Annotated in this window: 13 protein-coding genes; 8 read left to right on the top strand and 5 right to left on the bottom strand. The window is 72.7% G+C overall.

From position 1 onward, the window contains the following. Positions 1 to 148: 148 nt before the first annotated feature. Together ACSMXW_RS19305 and ACSMXW_RS19300 are read right to left on the bottom strand one after the other, a co-directional pair. Positions 149 to 2,254 carry a bifunctional polysaccharide deacetylase/glycosyltransferase family 2 protein gene (locus ACSMXW_RS19305; RefSeq protein WP_485797961.1) on the bottom strand — a complete coding sequence of 702 codons (2,106 nt, stop codon included), beginning with the start codon at positions 2,252 to 2,254 and terminating at the stop codon, positions 149 to 151. 658 nt (positions 2,255 to 2,912) lie between these two features. Then, a complete protein-coding gene (locus tag ACSMXW_RS19300) occupies positions 2,913 to 3,455 on the bottom strand; it encodes a hypothetical protein (protein WP_485797960.1) in 543 nt (180 codons plus the stop codon). 575 nt (positions 3,456 to 4,030) lie between these two features. On the opposite strand from ACSMXW_RS19300, the gene ACSMXW_RS19295 reads away from it, so the two are divergent. Continuing rightward, on the top strand, positions 4,031 to 5,860 hold the full coding sequence (locus ACSMXW_RS19295; RefSeq protein WP_485797959.1) for an ABC-F family ATP-binding cassette domain-containing protein: 1,830 nt from the start codon (positions 4,031 to 4,033) through the stop codon (positions 5,858 to 5,860). Between the two features lie 114 nt (positions 5,861 to 5,974). On the opposite strand, the gene ACSMXW_RS19290 is transcribed toward ACSMXW_RS19295, so the two are convergent. Continuing rightward, positions 5,975 to 6,838 carry a LysR family transcriptional regulator gene (locus tag ACSMXW_RS19290; RefSeq protein ID WP_485797958.1) on the bottom strand — a complete coding sequence of 288 codons (864 nt, stop codon included), beginning with the start codon at positions 6,836 to 6,838 and terminating at the stop codon, positions 5,975 to 5,977. A gap of 163 nt (positions 6,839 to 7,001) precedes the next feature. On the opposite strand from ACSMXW_RS19290, the gene ACSMXW_RS19285 reads away from it, so the two are divergent. The 4 genes from ACSMXW_RS19285 to ACSMXW_RS19270 all read left to right on the top strand — a co-directional run bounded on the left by ACSMXW_RS19285 (position 7,002) and on the right by ACSMXW_RS19270 (position 11,006). Continuing rightward, a complete protein-coding gene (locus tag ACSMXW_RS19285) occupies positions 7,002 to 7,730 on the top strand; it encodes an SDR family oxidoreductase (RefSeq protein ID WP_485797957.1) in 729 nt (242 codons plus the stop codon). Between the two features lie 246 nt (positions 7,731 to 7,976). Continuing rightward, positions 7,977 to 8,717 carry a class I SAM-dependent methyltransferase gene (locus tag ACSMXW_RS19280; RefSeq protein WP_485797956.1) on the top strand — a complete coding sequence of 247 codons (741 nt, stop codon included), beginning with the start codon at positions 7,977 to 7,979 and terminating at the stop codon, positions 8,715 to 8,717. 463 nt (positions 8,718 to 9,180) lie between these two features. After that, on the top strand, positions 9,181 to 9,786 hold the full coding sequence (locus ACSMXW_RS19275; protein WP_485797955.1) for an RNA polymerase sigma factor: 606 nt from the start codon (positions 9,181 to 9,183) through the stop codon (positions 9,784 to 9,786). Next, entirely contained in the window at positions 9,783 to 11,006 is a 1,224-nt protein-coding gene (locus tag ACSMXW_RS19270) for a CU044_5270 family protein (RefSeq protein WP_485797954.1), read from the top strand. The genes ACSMXW_RS19275 and ACSMXW_RS19270 overlap by 4 nt, the downstream gene beginning before the upstream one ends. A gap of 555 nt (positions 11,007 to 11,561) precedes the next feature. Here ACSMXW_RS19270 and ACSMXW_RS19265 read toward each other — a convergent pair. Then, positions 11,562 to 12,407, bottom strand: a complete 846-nt coding sequence (locus ACSMXW_RS19265; protein WP_485797953.1) for an alpha/beta fold hydrolase — start codon at positions 12,405 to 12,407, stop codon at positions 11,562 to 11,564. Positions 12,408 to 12,545: 138 nt separating this feature from the next. Here ACSMXW_RS19265 and ACSMXW_RS19260 point away from each other — a divergent pair, with 138 nt between their 5' ends. Beyond that, complete coding sequence (locus ACSMXW_RS19260; RefSeq protein ID WP_485797952.1) at positions 12,546 to 13,145, top strand: TetR/AcrR family transcriptional regulator; 600 nt, start codon at positions 12,546 to 12,548, stop codon at positions 13,143 to 13,145. 22 nt (positions 13,146 to 13,167) lie between these two features. Here the strand turns inward: ACSMXW_RS19260 and ACSMXW_RS19255 are convergent, their stop codons facing one another. Beyond that, complete coding sequence (locus ACSMXW_RS19255) at positions 13,168 to 14,061, bottom strand: IS982 family transposase (protein WP_485797951.1); 894 nt, start codon at positions 14,059 to 14,061, stop codon at positions 13,168 to 13,170. A gap of 285 nt (positions 14,062 to 14,346) precedes the next feature. On the opposite strand from ACSMXW_RS19255, the gene ACSMXW_RS19250 reads away from it, so the two are divergent. Beyond that, complete coding sequence (locus tag ACSMXW_RS19250; protein WP_485797950.1) at positions 14,347 to 14,988, top strand: amidohydrolase family protein; 642 nt, start codon at positions 14,347 to 14,349, stop codon at positions 14,986 to 14,988. Further along, positions 14,960 to 15,529 (top strand): amidohydrolase family protein, encoded by a 570-nt coding sequence (locus ACSMXW_RS19245; RefSeq protein ID WP_485808152.1) that lies wholly within the window; start codon positions 14,960 to 14,962, stop codon positions 15,527 to 15,529. The genes ACSMXW_RS19250 and ACSMXW_RS19245 overlap by 29 nt, the downstream gene beginning before the upstream one ends. Positions 15,530 to 15,540 lie beyond the last annotated feature (11 nt).

Below are 15,540 nucleotides of genomic sequence, written 5' to 3'. Positions count from 1 at the left end.
TCACGGACTGAGGACGAGGCCGGGCCCAGGCCCGGAGCCGGGGCTCGGCCCGAGCCGGTCCGGAGCCGGGCCGGAGCCGGGCCGGAGCCGGGGCCCGAGCCGGGCCGGAACCAGGGCGAGGGCCGGGGGCGGGGGACGCCGGGGCGGGTCACCGGGACGACAGCTCCCGCGCCCGCGCCCCGTTCACCTCCCCCGCGCCCCTCACCCCGCCGAGCCGCTCCCCCGCCGTCCCGGACCGCTTCGTGCGGTGCCACGTCAGCCGGGCGCCGAGCACCGCCGCGACCAGCGACTGGATGATCACCAGGTACATCAACTGCCGGTAGACGAAGAGCTGGAAGGGCATCGCCCACAGCGCCCGCACCCGTTCCCCGTCCAGCCTGAGGGCGTACCCGGCGCAGACGAGCTGGATGGCGAGGAAGCCGAACCACACCCCGGCCGACTGCACCGGGTCGAGGAAGAGCGCGCCGTACAGGGCGAAGAGGTCGACGACCGGCGCCAGCAGCGGCAGCACGACCTGGAAGAGCGTGAGGTAGCTCAGCCCGCGGCGGCCGAAGCGCCCGGCGGGGCCCAGTTCGAGCACCGCGCGGCGGTGTTTCCACATGGACTGGAGCGTGCCGTAGCACCAGCGGTAGCGCTGCCGCCACAGTTGGCGCAGCGACATCGGGACCTCCGTCCAGGCGACCGCGGTCTCCTCGTAGACCACCCGCCAGCCGGCCCGCCACAGCGCCATGGTGAGGTCGGTGTCCTCGGCGAGGGTGTCCCCGCTCACCCCGCCGACCCCCATCAGCGCGTCCCGGCGGAACGCGCCCACGGCGCCCGGCACCGTGGGCATGCATTCGAGGACCTCGAACATCCGGCGGTCCAGGTTGAACCCGAAGACGTACTCCAGGTGCTGCCAGCGGCCCAGCAGGCCGCGCCGGTTGCCGACCTTGGTGTTGCCGCTGACCGCGCCGATGGCCGGGTGCGCCAGCGGCTGGATGAGCCGGTGCACGGTGTCCGGCTCGAAGACGGTGTCGGCGTCGACCATGATGACGATGTCGTACAGGGCCATGCCCAGGCCGGTGTTGAGGGCGGCCGCCTTGCCCGCGTTGGGCTGCCTGACGACCGTCAGCCGCGGGTCGTCGATCCAGGTGACGAGGTCCGCCGTACGGTCCGTCGAGCCGTCGTCGACCACGATGACCTGGAGGTGGGGGTGGGTGGAGGCGAGCAGCGAGCGGACGGTGGACTCGATGCCGGCCTCCTCGTTGTAGGCCGGGACCAGGATCGTCACCGGGTCGGTGACCTCCCGCAGCCAGGGCGCGCCGGGGCGGAACCGCTCCAGCCGCCGCACGTGCAGCCGCGCGAAGAGCGCGAGCAGCACCAGCCGCAGCACCCCGAGCCCGCCCGCGACCCCCAGGATCCAGGTCATGCCCTCGGTGAACGCGTGGCCCACCCGCTGGGTCCAGATCAGCGCGGTGCCCTCGACCCGCGCGGGGCGCGCCGCGGCCGAGTCGCCGGGGCGCAGGCCGAGGCCGGAGGTCACGGTGGTGAAGGAGTCGACGTTCCGGTCGTCGAGCAGCTCCTTCGCCTGCCGGTACGCGGCGGGGGTCTGGCTGTACTGGCGGATCACCCCCTGTGCGGGCTTCCGGTACCACTGGTCGGCGGCGACCAGCAGGTAGCCGTCCCCGGCGGCCCGGTGCGCGGCTCCCCACTCTGCCCCGCACAGCGTGTCCACCGCGGTGGTGCCCGGCATCCGCAGCAGCGTGGTGTGCAGTCCCGCGGCGCCCGCCAGTGCCTTCTGGGTGAGCGACAGCTCCAGCCGGGTCCTGGCGGCCGACGCGGTGCCGAGGTCGGCCCCTGTGTAGGTGTTCGACCCGATCTCGTGGCCCTCGGCGGCGATCCGCCGTACCAGGCCGGGGTGCCGGGCCGCCTGGGCGCCGGAGAGGAAGAAGGTGGCGTGCGCGTGGTGCGCGCGCAGCAGGTCGAGCAGGCGCGGGGTCCACACCGGGTCGGGCCCTCCGTCGAAGGTGAGGGCGGCGGTACGGGCGGGCATGGAGTACGACGTCACGCCGCGGGCGCCGATGCGCAGCGCCGGGCCGCCGTGCGCCACGGCCTTCGGCACGGGCGTGGTGCAGTCGGGACGGGTCGTGGACCCGGCGACCTCGTGCTGGGTCCAGCCCTCGAAGAGGAGGGCGGCGAACATCACGGGAAGGACCAGGATCAGCAGCAGCCAGTGCCCTCGGGGATCGCGTGCTTGTGCGTGCCGGCCCGCCATCAGCGGGCGCGTCCCCGTGCTCCCCGGATGCGTTCCCGTGCTTCCGGGGAGCGTCCCCGTACTCCCGGGGGCGATCCGGCAGGGGTCCCGGCCGGCGCCGGGTGGCTCCGCACGGCGGAACGGGACCGGGTGCGGGTGCGGGACCGGGTGCGGGTGAGTGTCCCGTGTCCCGGCGCACGGCCGCCTCTTCGCACGGCGCCACGACAGGGCGCCGGCGTTGCCGGTCTGCCCGTGCCGACTGCTCCGGCACCGCACCACCACGCACCGCCACGCCGACCGGAATCGCCGCTTCCTGGCTGCTCAAGGCATGCTTTTTGCCGATTTTCCATCGCAACGGGCTCACACATGCTGCGCGAGTCTAGCCATCCGGCACATCGGCCAAGAGTCTCTACGCCACCCCGCCCGCACCGTAGGAGAAACGTCACACCAACCACGTCGGCCACAAACACCCCCTCAGCCACTCCCCCCGCGCCGAATGCGCGAGGAACCACGCCACCAGCCTCCACCGACCGACAGCCGGCAATGAACCCGCAAGAGGCCAAGCGAACCCGAAGAAGGGGCGCGGGGAACTGCGCAGACACCCCACCGACCGACAGCCGGCAACGAGACCTCGAAGGACCAGGACGAAGCCCGACAAGGGGCGCGGGGGACCGCGCGATCACCCCCCGGACAGCGCCGCCCGCTCCATACTCGCCGCGAACCGCGGCGTCTCCCTGCTGTTGTGATCGCTGAACGCCGCCTGCAACTCCCGCGCCACCCGCTCGAACGGAATGCCGTGGTCCCGGAGAAAGGCGAGGAACTCGTCCGTGGGCCGCGCGCTCACCGAGTTGGTGTACTCGCACCGGTCCGCGCCCATCGGCGCGACACTCAGATCCCAGACGACCCGCACCTTCGCGTGCCCCTGCGGGAGGAAGACGTCCGACCGCGACACCATGCGGCAGCGGCGCGGCCCGGCGATCTCGCCGACATAGTGGTGGACCAGCAGGCACGTCCCGATCATCTCGACGTTGATCGACACGTGCCGCCCCTCGTCCCCGGCGGAGGCCCCCGCGGCGATGTGGTCCGGGGGCGCGCACCGCTGGTACTCCGCGTCGGGCAGGCCGAAGAGCCACGTCGCGAGGTCGACCTTCTCCACCGGCGCGTTGACCTGGGCGTGGAACACCGAGTCCGACAGGACCAGATCGGCTTGGACGGTGGTCATCTCCCGTTCTCCCTTGCCACGGGTGCGTACGCCTACCGTGGTGTGCCCATATTCGAGTGTACGTTCGGGTCCGGCGCTCAGGGGACGGGCGGCGCGGCCCGGTCTTCGCGCAGCCCGGCCGGAAACGCTTTGCGCGGCCCGCCCCGGCCGCGTTACCGTCGAGCCGTCTCTGTTGTCTCCGATAGAGGTGGACATTGCTCGTCTGAGGTCCGCGACCATCGCGCGGTACGGCCCCGGCCGTACGCACGGCACGCCGCAGCCGGCCCGCCCGGCGCCCGTGACCCGCGCGGAACGCGACCTCGGTGCACGAGCCGTCCCCCGGCCGCCGGCCCCCGATCCCCGCTGATCCCCGGCCCGCCGGAAGACCGTCGAGACGTCTCTGGTCCCCGTTCCGCGCGCCGCGCGGTGCTCGCCCTTTCCCCGTCAAGCACCGAGCAGAGAGCACCGAGCAGAGAGCTCCTAGCACAGAGCGGCTCCGAGCTCCGAACTCCGAGCACTGAGCCCCGAGCTCTGATCACCGAGCACCGGCGACTCAGCCCGAAGCCCACCGCGCGCGACTGCGAGATCAGAAACCCATGGTGAATCCCACCCCCAGCACCTCCCTGACCTGTGCCGGCCTCTCCTTCCGGTGGCCGGACGGCACCCCCGTCCTGGACGACCTGTCCCTCACCGTCCCGCGTGGCCGCACCGGCCTCGTCGGGGCCAACGGCGCCGGCAAGACCACCCTGCTGCGCCTGCTCGCCGGCCGGCTGCGCCCCTCCCGGGGCTCGGTCACCGTGCCCGGCAGCCTCGCCTACCTGCCGCAGAACATCACCCTGGACACCACCGTCCACGTCGACGAAGCCCTGGGCATCGCCGAGCGGCGCGCCGCGCTGCGCGCCATCGAGTCCGGCGACGTCCAAGAGGAGCACTTCGAGACCGTCGGCGACGACTGGGACGTCGAGGAGCGGGCCCTCGCGACGCTCGGCGCGCTCGGGCTCGACGGCATCGGGCTCGACCGGACGGTCGGCGAGATGTCCGGCGGCGAGACCGTCCTGCTGCGGCTGGCGGCGCTGCTGCTGGAGCGCCCCGACGTGCTGCTGCTCGACGAGCCGACCAACAACCTGGACCTGTTCGCGCGCCGCCGCCTCTACGACGCGGTGGACTCCTGGCGGTCCGGCGTCCTCGTGGTGGTCAGCCACGACCGGGAGCTGCTGGAGCGCGTGGACCGCATCGCCGAGCTGCGTTCGGGCGCGGTGAGCTGGTACGGGGGCGGCTACTCCGCCTACGAGGAGGCGCTGGCCGTCCAGCAGGAGGCGGCCGGGCGGATGCTGAAGGCCGCAGAGGCCGACGTCCGCCGCCAGCAGCGCGAGCTGGAGGAGACGCAGACGAAGCTGGCCCGCAGGCAGCGGCACAACAAGAAGATGGACGGCCAGCGGCGCGCGTCGCGGATCGTGGCGGGCGAGCGCAAGCGCGCGTCGCAGGAGTCCGCGGGCCGGATGCGGGGCCTGGCACAGGAGCGGCTCAGCGAGGCGCGGGAGCGCCGCGAGGAGGCCGCGGACGCGATCCGGGACGACGCGGAGATCCGGGTGAGCCTGCCGGGCACCGCCGTGCCGAGGGGACGCACCGTCCTCACCCTCGACGAGCTGCGCCCGCCGCACGGCCGGCTGAAGGAGGGCAGCCTCCATGTGCACGGGCCCGAGCGGATCGCGCTGGTCGGCAGGAACGGCGCCGGCAAGACCACCCTGCTGCGCACCCTCACCGGCGAACTGGCCCCGCTGTCCGGGCGGGCCAGGACGTATGTGCCGCTGCGGTTCCTGCCGCAGCGGCTCGACGTGCTGGACGACGGGCTGAGCGTCGCGGCGAACGTCTCCCGGACGGCCCCCGGCGTGCCGGACAACGAGATCCGCTCCCAGCTCGCGCGGTTCCTGTTCCGGGGCGCCCGCGCCGAGCAGCCCGCCGGCACCCTCTCCGGCGGCGAGCGCTTCCGTGCCGCCCTCGCGGCGACGATGCTGGCCGCCCCCGCCCCGCAGCTCCTGCTGCTCGACGAGCCCACCAACAACCTGGACATCCCCAGCGTCCGGCAGCTCACCAGCGCTCTCGCCGCCTACGAGGGCGCCCTGCTGGTCGCCAGCCACGACCTGCCGTTCCTCGCGTCCATCGGCATCACCCGCTGGCTGCTGGTCGGAGAGGAACTGGTGGAGACGTCGGCGGACGAGGTCCGCGAACTCCTCGACACGCCGGACGGACGGCGGGACGACGGGGCCGCCGAGGACGGCGCAGGCGAGGACGGCGCAGCCGAGGACGGCCAGGGGCAGGACGGCCAGGGGCAGGACGGTCACGGGGAGAACGGTCACGAAGAGAACGGTGGCCGGTGGGGCGGCGGCCACCGGGAGGACGGTGCCGTGGCGCCCGACGCGGGCTGAGCGGCGAGACGGGGCCCGCCGGCCCGCCGGCCACCGGGACGGGCGTGGTCCGGGTGTGTGCCGGGCGTGGCCCGGGCGCTGGGTCCGGGTGTGTCCGGGTGTGTCCGGGCGTGCTCAGGCGTACCGGTCCGCGGCCAGGGCGGCGAACTCGGCGACGAGGCCGGTGCGGCGGCCCGCGGCCCAGGCGAGGCAGACCTGGCTGGGGCCGATGTCCTCGATGGGGATGTGCACGACGTCGGGGCGCGTGTAGAAGGAGGCGGTGGACTGCGGGAGCACCACCAGGCCGTCGTGGGCCGCCACGTACTCCAGCTTCTCCTCGACGGTGTCGACGGGCGGCCGGGGCCGGCGCGGCGCGTCGTCGGGGTGGGCGGGCAGGTCGCGCCACTCGGGCACCGCGTCGGGGTCCTGGAGAAGCCGCTCGCGGGCCAGGTCGGCGATCGCGACGGACGCCTTGCCGGCCAGCCGGTGCGCGGCGGGCAGCACGGCCACCCGGGGCTCGGTGAAGAGGGCGGACAGTTCGAGTCCGCGCTGGTCGACGGGCATCCGCACGAAACAGACGTCCACCCTCCCGTCCAGCACGATCTGCGCCTGGTCGCGGTAGGAGGTGCGGACGACGTCCACGGCGAGGTCGGGGTGGCGCGCGGACAGGGCCCGCACCGCGTCCGTGACGGTGATGCCCGGCATGAAGCCCACACCGAAGCGCGGCCGGTCGGCGCCGGCCCGGCGCACCCGGCGCAGCAGCGCCTCGGCGGACGCGAGCAGGGCCGGCGCGTCGTCGAGGAGCTGCCGGCCCGCCGGGGTCAGCTCGGTGGAGCGCCGGTCGCGCCGGAAGAGGCGGGTGCGCAGCTCGCTCTCCAGGGCGCCGATCTGCCGGGACAGCACGGGCTGGGCGATGTGCAGGCGGGCCGCGGCACGGCCGAAGTGCAGTTCCTCGGCCACGGCGACGAAGTACCGCAGCTTTCGCAGGTCGATGTCCACTGCCGGCTCCTCGTCCGGGGGCTCGCCCGGCGCGGGCCCGGCGCGCCTCCCCGTCTCCTGGTGCCTCCAGGGTATGACAGCAGGCGGAAGAGGTCTTGGACGGCGCCGTGGGGGCCGGACGACGATGCAGTCGTCACAGGAAATATGACCGAGAGGTTGGGAGATGACCCTTACCCCCCTTACTGACCAGCGGGTGGTCGTCCTCGGTGGTTCGTCCGGCATCGGGCTCTCCACCGCCGCGCAGGCCGCGGAGCTGGGCGCGCGGATCACCGTGGTGTCCAGCAACGAGGCGCGGGTGCGGGCGGCGCTGGAGACGCTGCCCGAGGGCAGCACCGGCGAGACCGCCGACCTGAACGACGACGCACAGGTCGCCGCTCTCTTCGAGCGCGTCGGGGCCTTCGACCATCTGGTGTACACGGCGGGTGAGCCGCTGCGGATGATGCCCATCGAGCAGCTGGACGTGGCGACGGCGCAGGACTTCTTCCGGCTGCGGTACTTCGGCGCGCTGCGCGCCCTCAGCGCGGCGCGGCCGTATCTGCGCGGCACGGGTTCGGCCGTGCTGACCAGCGGCACGGCCGTGCAGCGCCCCGGCCCCGGCTGGGTGCTCGGGGCGAGTATCTGCGGCGCGATCGAGGCAGCGGTGCGGGCGGCGGCCGTCGAACTCGCCCCGGTGCGCGTGAACGCGGTACGCCCCGGCGTGTCCCGCTCGGCCGTCTGGTCGCGCCTCCCGGAGGACGAGCGCGACCGGCTCTACAAGCAGGTCGCCGACGCCAACCTGCTGGGCCGGGTCGGCGAGGTGGAGGACGTCGCGGAGGCCTACGTGTACCTGCTGCGCCAGAGCTTCACGACGGGCACGGTACTGACGGTGGACGGCGGGTCACTGCTGACGTGAGGGGCCGCGCGGGCGCGGGGCCAGCCGGGGGCGCGGGGTGAGCCGGGGGCGTGGGATGAGCCGGGGGTGCGGGGTGAGCCGGATGCGCGGAGTGAGCCGGATGCGTGGGGTGCTCGGGGCGGGTGGTCCGGAAGGACCGGTTGCCCGTGCGCTCACGGCGGGCGCGGCGGTGCGGCGGCGGGCGGGCGCGGCGGTGCGGCGGTGGGCGGGAGGCGCTGTCAGGGGTCGCGGCTACGCTCACGCGGCATGACCGACACCGAGGCGACACCACCCCGTCCTCCCCGCCCCCGCCCCCGTACATGCCCTACCGATGCGCGGGCCGGGCTGCGGAGCCACCTGGACGCCACCCGAACGGCGTACGACACCGTGGCCGTCGACTACGAGCGGTTGCTCCGCACCGAGCTGGCCGGCAGGCCGCTGGACCGCGCCATGCTGGGCGCCTTCGCGGAGCTGGCGAGGGAAGCCGGTGCCGGCCCGGTGGCGGACGTCGGCTGCGGCCCCGGCAGGGTGACGGCGCACCTGCACGGGCTCGGTGTGGACGTCTTCGGGGTGGACCTCTCTCCGGAGATGGTGGCGGTGGCCCGGGCGGTGCACCCGGGCCTGCGCTTCGAGGTGGGTTCGATGACCGCGCTCGACCTGGCGGACGGTGCGCTGGGCGGCGTCGTCGCCTGGTACTCCACGGTCCACACGCCGCCGGAACTGCTGCCGGGGGTCTTCGCCGAGTTCCGCCGGGTGCTCGCGCCGGGCGCCCCGTTCCTGCTCGCCTTCAAGGCCGGCGACCTCCTCACGCATCTCGACCACGCCTACGGCCACGACCTCTCCCTCGACGTCTACTGGACGCCGCCGGAGCGGATCGCCGACCTCGTCACCGCGACCGGGCTGAGGGTGGAGGCCCGCCTCGTCCGCGAGCCGCACGAAGCCGAGGTGGGTTCGCGGGGACAGCAGGCCTACCTCCTGGCCCGCAGGCCCGCCACCGACCGGGAGTGAACGGACGGGCCGACGCCGCCTGCCGCCCGGCGCGGGTCCGCCGGGTCTCCCGCACTCCGCCGGGATTCCCGCACTCACGCCGGGTCTCCCGCACTCACGCCGGTCGCCCGCACAGGTCCCCGCCAGGCCATCGTGGCAGCCGGCCCGGGGCCCGCGCAGGGCGTGACACAGGACACAGGAACCCACCGGCGCTCGCGGACAGGTAACGGATGTGAGGAACAGAGACACAGGAGCCACGGGAGCCACAGGAGATCCAGGGGGCTCAGAGGGCTCAAGGAGCTCAGGGGGCTCAGGACGTTCAGCGGGCCTGGAACGCCGGGAAGACCGAGGCGACCGGGACGACCGGGGCCACCCGGACGAGCGGGATGACCCGGACGACCGGGAGGCCCGGGAGAACCGGGAGAACCGTCTGGAACCGGAGGGCCCCGGCGGCGAAGGGGAGGACCCCGGTGGGGACGGCGGTGTGCGGGCGCGCCTGCGGGCCGGGGACCGTGCGGCTTTCGAGGACCTCTACGAGCGGTATGCGCGGGCCGTCTACAACCACGGCCTGCGGCTGACCGGCAACTGGTCGACCGCCGAGGAGATCATGTCCGAGACCTTCCTGACGGCCTGGCGCACCCGGGACCGGCTTGAGCCGGACGGCGGCTCCGTCCGCCCGTGGCTGCTGGGCATCGCCACGCACAAGGCGCACAACGCCAACCGGAGCCTGCGCCGTCGGCTCGCCTTCCTCGCGCACCGGCCCGAGCCCCGGCCGGTGACCGACTTCGCCGAGGAGACCGCCGGACGCGTCGACGACGCACGGCGGCTCGCCGCGGTGCGCGCGAGCCTGAACCGGCTGCGGCGCCAGGAGCGGGAGGTGCTGGTGCTGTGCGTGTGGTCGGGGCTCAGCTACCAGGAGACCGCGCAGGCGCTCGGCGTGCCGGTCGGGACGGTGCGGTCGCGGCTGGCGCGGGCCCGCGCGCGGCTGAGCAGACTCAGTGAGGAACGGCCGGAACCCCATCGCGGCCGCGGAGAGATGGGGAGTGAGGCCACGTTCGTGGCCCTGCCCCTGCGGGAGGAAACCCCATGAACGCTCGGCGTCGGGACCGGGACGGGTCCGAGGAACGCGTCCGGGAGGAGCTGACCCGGCTGCTGCCCGGCAGGGCGGAGTGGGATCTTCCGCCGGGGCGTCACCTCCACCACAAGGAACGTCTGATGCAGCGTATCGATCAGGATTTGCAAGCCGGTGCGGGTGCCGTGCCGGAGGGCACCGCTCCGGCCGGCGGCCCGGTCCGGGGCTCCGCCCCGGCACCGGAACCGGTTCCGGCACCGGTCCCGGTTGCGTCCCCGGTGCCGGCCCGGCGCCGGCGTCTGCTGCGGCCCGCCGTGCTGGTGCCGGTCGCGTCGCTGGCGGTCGCGTCGCTGGCGGTCGCGGGGACACTGGTCGGCTCGCTCGCCGCGGGCGACCGGGGTGGGCAGGGCGTGCCCGCCGTGGCCGGTCCCGGCGCCGGCTCCGCTTCCGGCGCGGGCGCCACGCACGAAGCCGTCGTCACCCTCGACCGGATCGCGTCCGCGGCCATGAAGGAGGACGAGTCGCCGGTCAAGGACGGGCAGTTCGTGTACGTGCGGAGCCTGGTGCGGTCGAACGAGGGCACGTTCGAGGGGCCCGTGAAGCTGGGTCCGCCGCACAAGCGCGAGGTGTGGATGTCGCAGGACCCCACCACCGTCACCAACCTCGGCTGGCTCCGGGAGACGGGCAAGGGCGTGCCGATGTCGGGCGAGGACCTGCCCATCGAGACCGCGGGCCCGGACGGCACGGACGAGACGGGCGCGGTCGGGCCCGGCATCGACCGGCCCACGTACAAGTGGCTGGCCTCGCTGCCCACCGACCCCGACGAGCTGCGGGCACTGCTGTACCGGGAGACCCGGACGGAGGGGCCGCGGGTGTCGAAGGACCAGGCGGTCTTCGAGCAGATCGGCACGCTCATCAGCGAGACGATCATGCCGCCGCGTACGGCCGCCGCGCTGTACGGAGTGGTGGCGCGGATCCCCGGGGTGCGGGAGGTTCCGGACGCGGTGGACGGTGCGGGGCGGCACGGGATCGGTATCACCCGTGAGGACCGGCACGAGGCCACGCGCGACGAGTGGGTCTTCGATGCGCGGAGCCTGACGTACCTGGGGTGGCGTTCGTACGTCACCGAGGACAAGAAGCGGGGCGGCCCGGCGACGGTGCTGAGCGGCAGCGGGGCCGTTCTGCGACGGGCGGTCGTGGACCAGCGCGGGATGCTGCCGGACTCCACCGGGCGCTGACCCCTGACGGGGGTGGGGGTCTGGCCGCCACCCCCACCCCCGTCGAGGGATACCGGAGACGTTCGGCACGGGCAGGAGAGACCGGAGGCGTTGGGTGCGGGTAGGGGGCGCTCTGGTTGCTGTGCGGGTGGTGGCATGATCACGTCGCCCCGGCACAACGGCACAACGGCACAACGGCACACCGAGCACCGGAACACCGCCGCCCCGCCGCGACAGCGCACCCTCATCGTGCGTGCCGCGCGTCGCCTCGCCGTTCAGCGAAGGGAACCGTCTTGTCCGGCTCCTGCTGACCATCGCCGTGGACTCCGTCGCACACGCGCCGCGCGACTGACCGCACCGGTCGCACACGCGCTGCGGCGCGCCCGGACCAGCGGGCGCCGCGGCCGGCCCCTGCGCTTGTCGCCCTGCGGGAACCGCTCACCCCCGAGCCCGGCCGGCGGATCCCCGTCCCCCGACCCACCGCCCCCCGACTCACCGACTCCCCGACCCACCGGCCCACCGGCCCCCACTCACCGGCCCACCGACCCACCGACCCACCGACCCACCGACTCGGGATCACGCGAAGAAAGCGGTCAGTTCCCGCACGAGGTCGTCGGGGCGCTCCTCGGCGAGGTAGTGGCCCGCGCCCGCGAACTCCACGTAGCGCGCGTCCGCGGCCCTCCCTTCCAGCAGTGCGGGCACGAACGGGTAGTAGATGCCGCCGAGTCCGAGCAGGGGCATCGTCAGCACCGGATAGTCCTTCGCATCGGCGATGTCCTGGCCGAAGGTCTGGTACCAGCCGTTCGCCGCGCGGATCGCGTCCGGGGTGTCGTACGCGGCGGCGTAGCGGGCGCGGGCTTCCTCGCTGAAGGCTCCGGGGTCCGTGGCCTGGTAGTCGATCAGCCAGTCGACGAGGAACCGGAACCGGCCTTCGAGGAGCTGCCCGGGAAGCCGGTCGATCTGGTTGAACGCGAACCACCAAGGTGCCGTCGGCCGGCCTTCCTGCGGAAGCATGCGCAGGTCGTTGAAGGCTTCCCCGGGGTGTCCCACCTCCCACAGAGCGATCTTCCGGGTCGCTTCGGGATGGTTCGCGGCGAAGCTGTAGGCCACCATCGACCCGATGTCCTCACCGGCGATGTTCACCTCGCGGTAGCCGAGGGCGCGGATCAGCTCGTGGACGTCCCGGGCCATGGTCTTCTTGTCGTATCCCGCGGCGGGCTTGCCGGACTCGCCCATGCCGCGCAGGTCCACGGCGATCACCCGGTAGCGCTGCGCCAGCACCGGCATGACCTTGTGGAACTGGTACCAGGTCCGCGGCCAGCCGGGGAGCAGTACCAGGGGATCGCCCTGCCCCCCGGCGACGTAGTGCAGCCGGGTGCCGTTGACCTCGGCGAAAGCGCTCGTGAAGCCTTCGATCATCATCGCCCTCAGCTCTTGCGCATACTGCCCGGGGAGCCCGGGGCGCGGCACATGACGCCCCCGACCGGAAAGTGAAGGATCATTCCCAAACGAAGGCTACCGTTTTGTGAGCGATCACTCAAATAGGGCTAGGCTGGTGTCATGCCACGCCCTCGGACCTTCGACGAGCAGGACGTCGTCGACCGCGCCATGGAACTGTTCTGGACCCGCGGCTACGAAGCGACGTCCGTCTCCGACCTCACCGCTGAACTGGGCCTCCACCCGGGTTCGCTGTACCGCACCTTCGGGGACAAGCGTGCACTGTTCCTCAAGGCTCTCGCCCACTATCGCGACAGCAAGGCCCGGATCCTCGCACCCACCCTGCTGGCGGGAGGCCCCGTCCTGCCCCGGATCCGTGCCGTCCTGATCGGGTGGATCGAACTGGCCGCGGAACAGGACTCCCCCCGCGGATGCCTGATCGCCAACGCCGCCGGAGAGCTGCTGCCGGCCGACCCGGAAGTCGCGGGCAGTGTGAGCGACGTCCTGTCCGTCGTCGAGGACGGGTTCCTTCAGGGCCTGCGGGCGGCAGCCCGGCACGGGGAGATCTCCGAGGCCCTGGACCTGCCGGCCTGCGCCGCCATGCTGACGATGTTGCTGGAAGGGCTCCAGGTGCTCGTGAAGGCGGACCCCGATCCGCGACGCCTCGTCGCCGCCGTGGACACGGCACTCACAGCCATGGCGGCGGTGGGCGAGCGGCGCTAGACGAGTAAGTCCGAAGGCTTGGTCAGTGGTCGTAGGCGGTCAGTGATCGGGTGACGGGTGCGCCGGTGGTGCGGTTGTGCCAGAGGGCGGCCGTCATGGCGAGGATCCGTTGTCCGACGCGGGCCAGGACCCCGGCCGGGGTCCTGGCTCCGTGACGTTCGAGGTCGAGTTGGCCTTTGAGGGTGTCGTTGACCGACTCGATGAGCTGGCGGACGGGCTTGAGCAGGTGTTCTCCCAGCCGGGGGGTGAGGTTGCGGTAGGTCGGCCGCAGCAGGACCAGGCCGTGCTCGGCCATGAAGGCGTCGAGGTGCTTGGACACGTAGCCTCTGTCGCCGATGATCGTCTGCCCCGGGTGGGTGGCCAGCAGGTCCTGGTCACCGGTGAGCATGTCGGCCAGTACCTCGCGTTCGTCGGTTTTCGGGTTGGCCAGGGCCCAGGCGATCGGCAGCCCGCCGGGTGTGCACATCAGGTGCAGGCGCAGGCCCCAGAAGAACCGGGAGTGGGAGGGGCAGTAGCCGTAACCGGCCCAGCCGGCCAGGTCGGAGCGTTTGACGGTGGGCCGTGAGCGGGCGCACTCGACGGGTGTGGAGTCCACGATCCACACGTCGTCGTGCCACAGGTCGGTGTCGCGGGCGAGGGTGCGGATGAATCGGCTGATCAGTGTGTTCGCGGCCCGCAGGCGCTTGTTGTAGCCGGACTGCCCGGGCAGGCAGGGGAACTCGGCGGCCAGGTGGGCGCGGGCGAAACGCAGCCAGCGGGCTTCGGAGACGAATCCGAGCAGGGCCTGCATCACCGCCAGCGTCAGCAGCTCGGCGTCGGTCAGGTTCGGCGGGCGGCCCCATCGCCGCGTTCCGACCAGAGAGTCATCGATCTTCACGTACAGTGCAGTCGCGAGGGTTTCGAGGTCTGTCGTCACAAACGGACCAACGAGACCCTCGCTTCATGCACCCGGCCCCTTCGGACTTACTCGTCTAGCCCGCCTGAGCCCCTACCTGACACGGGTCGCGCCCGACACCGACCTCGCCCGTGGCCCGGCAGACCAACTCGCCCGGCACATCACCGAGGCACTGGCGCTGAAGCCGACCACCGAGTCCCCGCACACCGAGTTGTTGGCCGCTCGCATCGCGTCCCCGGCCGGCAACGACCTGGGCGCTGACGCCCGTGCGCTAATCGCCATATCCCACGCCCTCGAGAGGCAAACGTGACCAAAATACTGATCACCGCGGACCGTGTCATCGCCGGACCCGCACAACAGGTGACCGTCGACGGCGCCGTGCTCGTCGAATCCGGCGTCATCGCCGCTGTCGGTCCGGCCGCCGAGCTGGACGCGTCGGTGGATGCGCACGTGCCTCGGCTGCGGTGTCCCGGAGCGACGGTGATGCCCGGAATGATCGACTGCCATGTCCACCTGACCTTCGATGCGGACCTGGACCTGATCAGCACGGTGTCGAACGCCGATCCGGGCGAGCTCTCCACCGCCATGGCGCAGCGCGCCCGGCAGCTGCTGTGCGCTGGAGTGACGACTTTACGGGATCTCGGCGACCGTGACGGGCTCACCGTGGCGTTGCGTTCCTCCATCGACTCAGGGGACATGGTCGGCCCGCGCATCATCGCGGCGACCACGCCGCTGACCTCGCACGGTGGTCATTGCGGCTTTCTCGGCGGTGAAGTCACCACGGACGACGATATCCGCGCACAGATCGCCCGCAACGCGGCAGCCGGTGCCGACGTGATCAAGGTAATGGCTTCGGGCGGCGCCCTCACCCCGAACGGTCCCCGTATGTGGGAGGCACAGTTCACCCCCCCAGCTACGCCTGATCGTCAAGGAGGCGGCCCGCCATGACCTGGGAGTAGCAGCTCACGCGCACGGCACCGAGACAATCGCCCATTGCGTGGACGCCGGCGTTCGAACCATCGAACACTGTTCCTGGCGCACCGCTGAGGGCATCGTCTACGACCCGGCGATCACTCGGCGGATTGTCGACAATGACATCTCCGTCTGCCGATGTGTGTCCGGGGACTGGCAGCTGTTCCTCGAGCAGATGGGAGCCGAACGCGCCAAGGCGATGGTCGAGCTCACTCAGGAGATGCGCGAGGCCGGTGTCCGTTTCATCGCCGGCACGGACGCCGGCGTGCCAGGGGCGCGGTTCGGCGACTACGTCGGAATGCTCGAGTTCTTCGCCTCGCTCGGCTTCGAGCATGCCGAGATCCTCGACATGGCCACCGTCAACGCCGCCCACGCACTCGGACTGTCCGACACGGGCCACCTGGCTGCCGGAATGCGCGCCGACCTCATCGTCGTCGACGGCGACCCCATGACCGAACTGGGCGCCCTACGCCGGATCCAGCACGTGCTCACGGCAGGCCACTTGGTCACCAAGTGAAGGATGATTGG

Source organism: Streptomyces sp. DSM 116793 (assembly GCF_057320905.1).
This window is presented reverse-complemented; position numbering and strand designations above follow the sequence as displayed.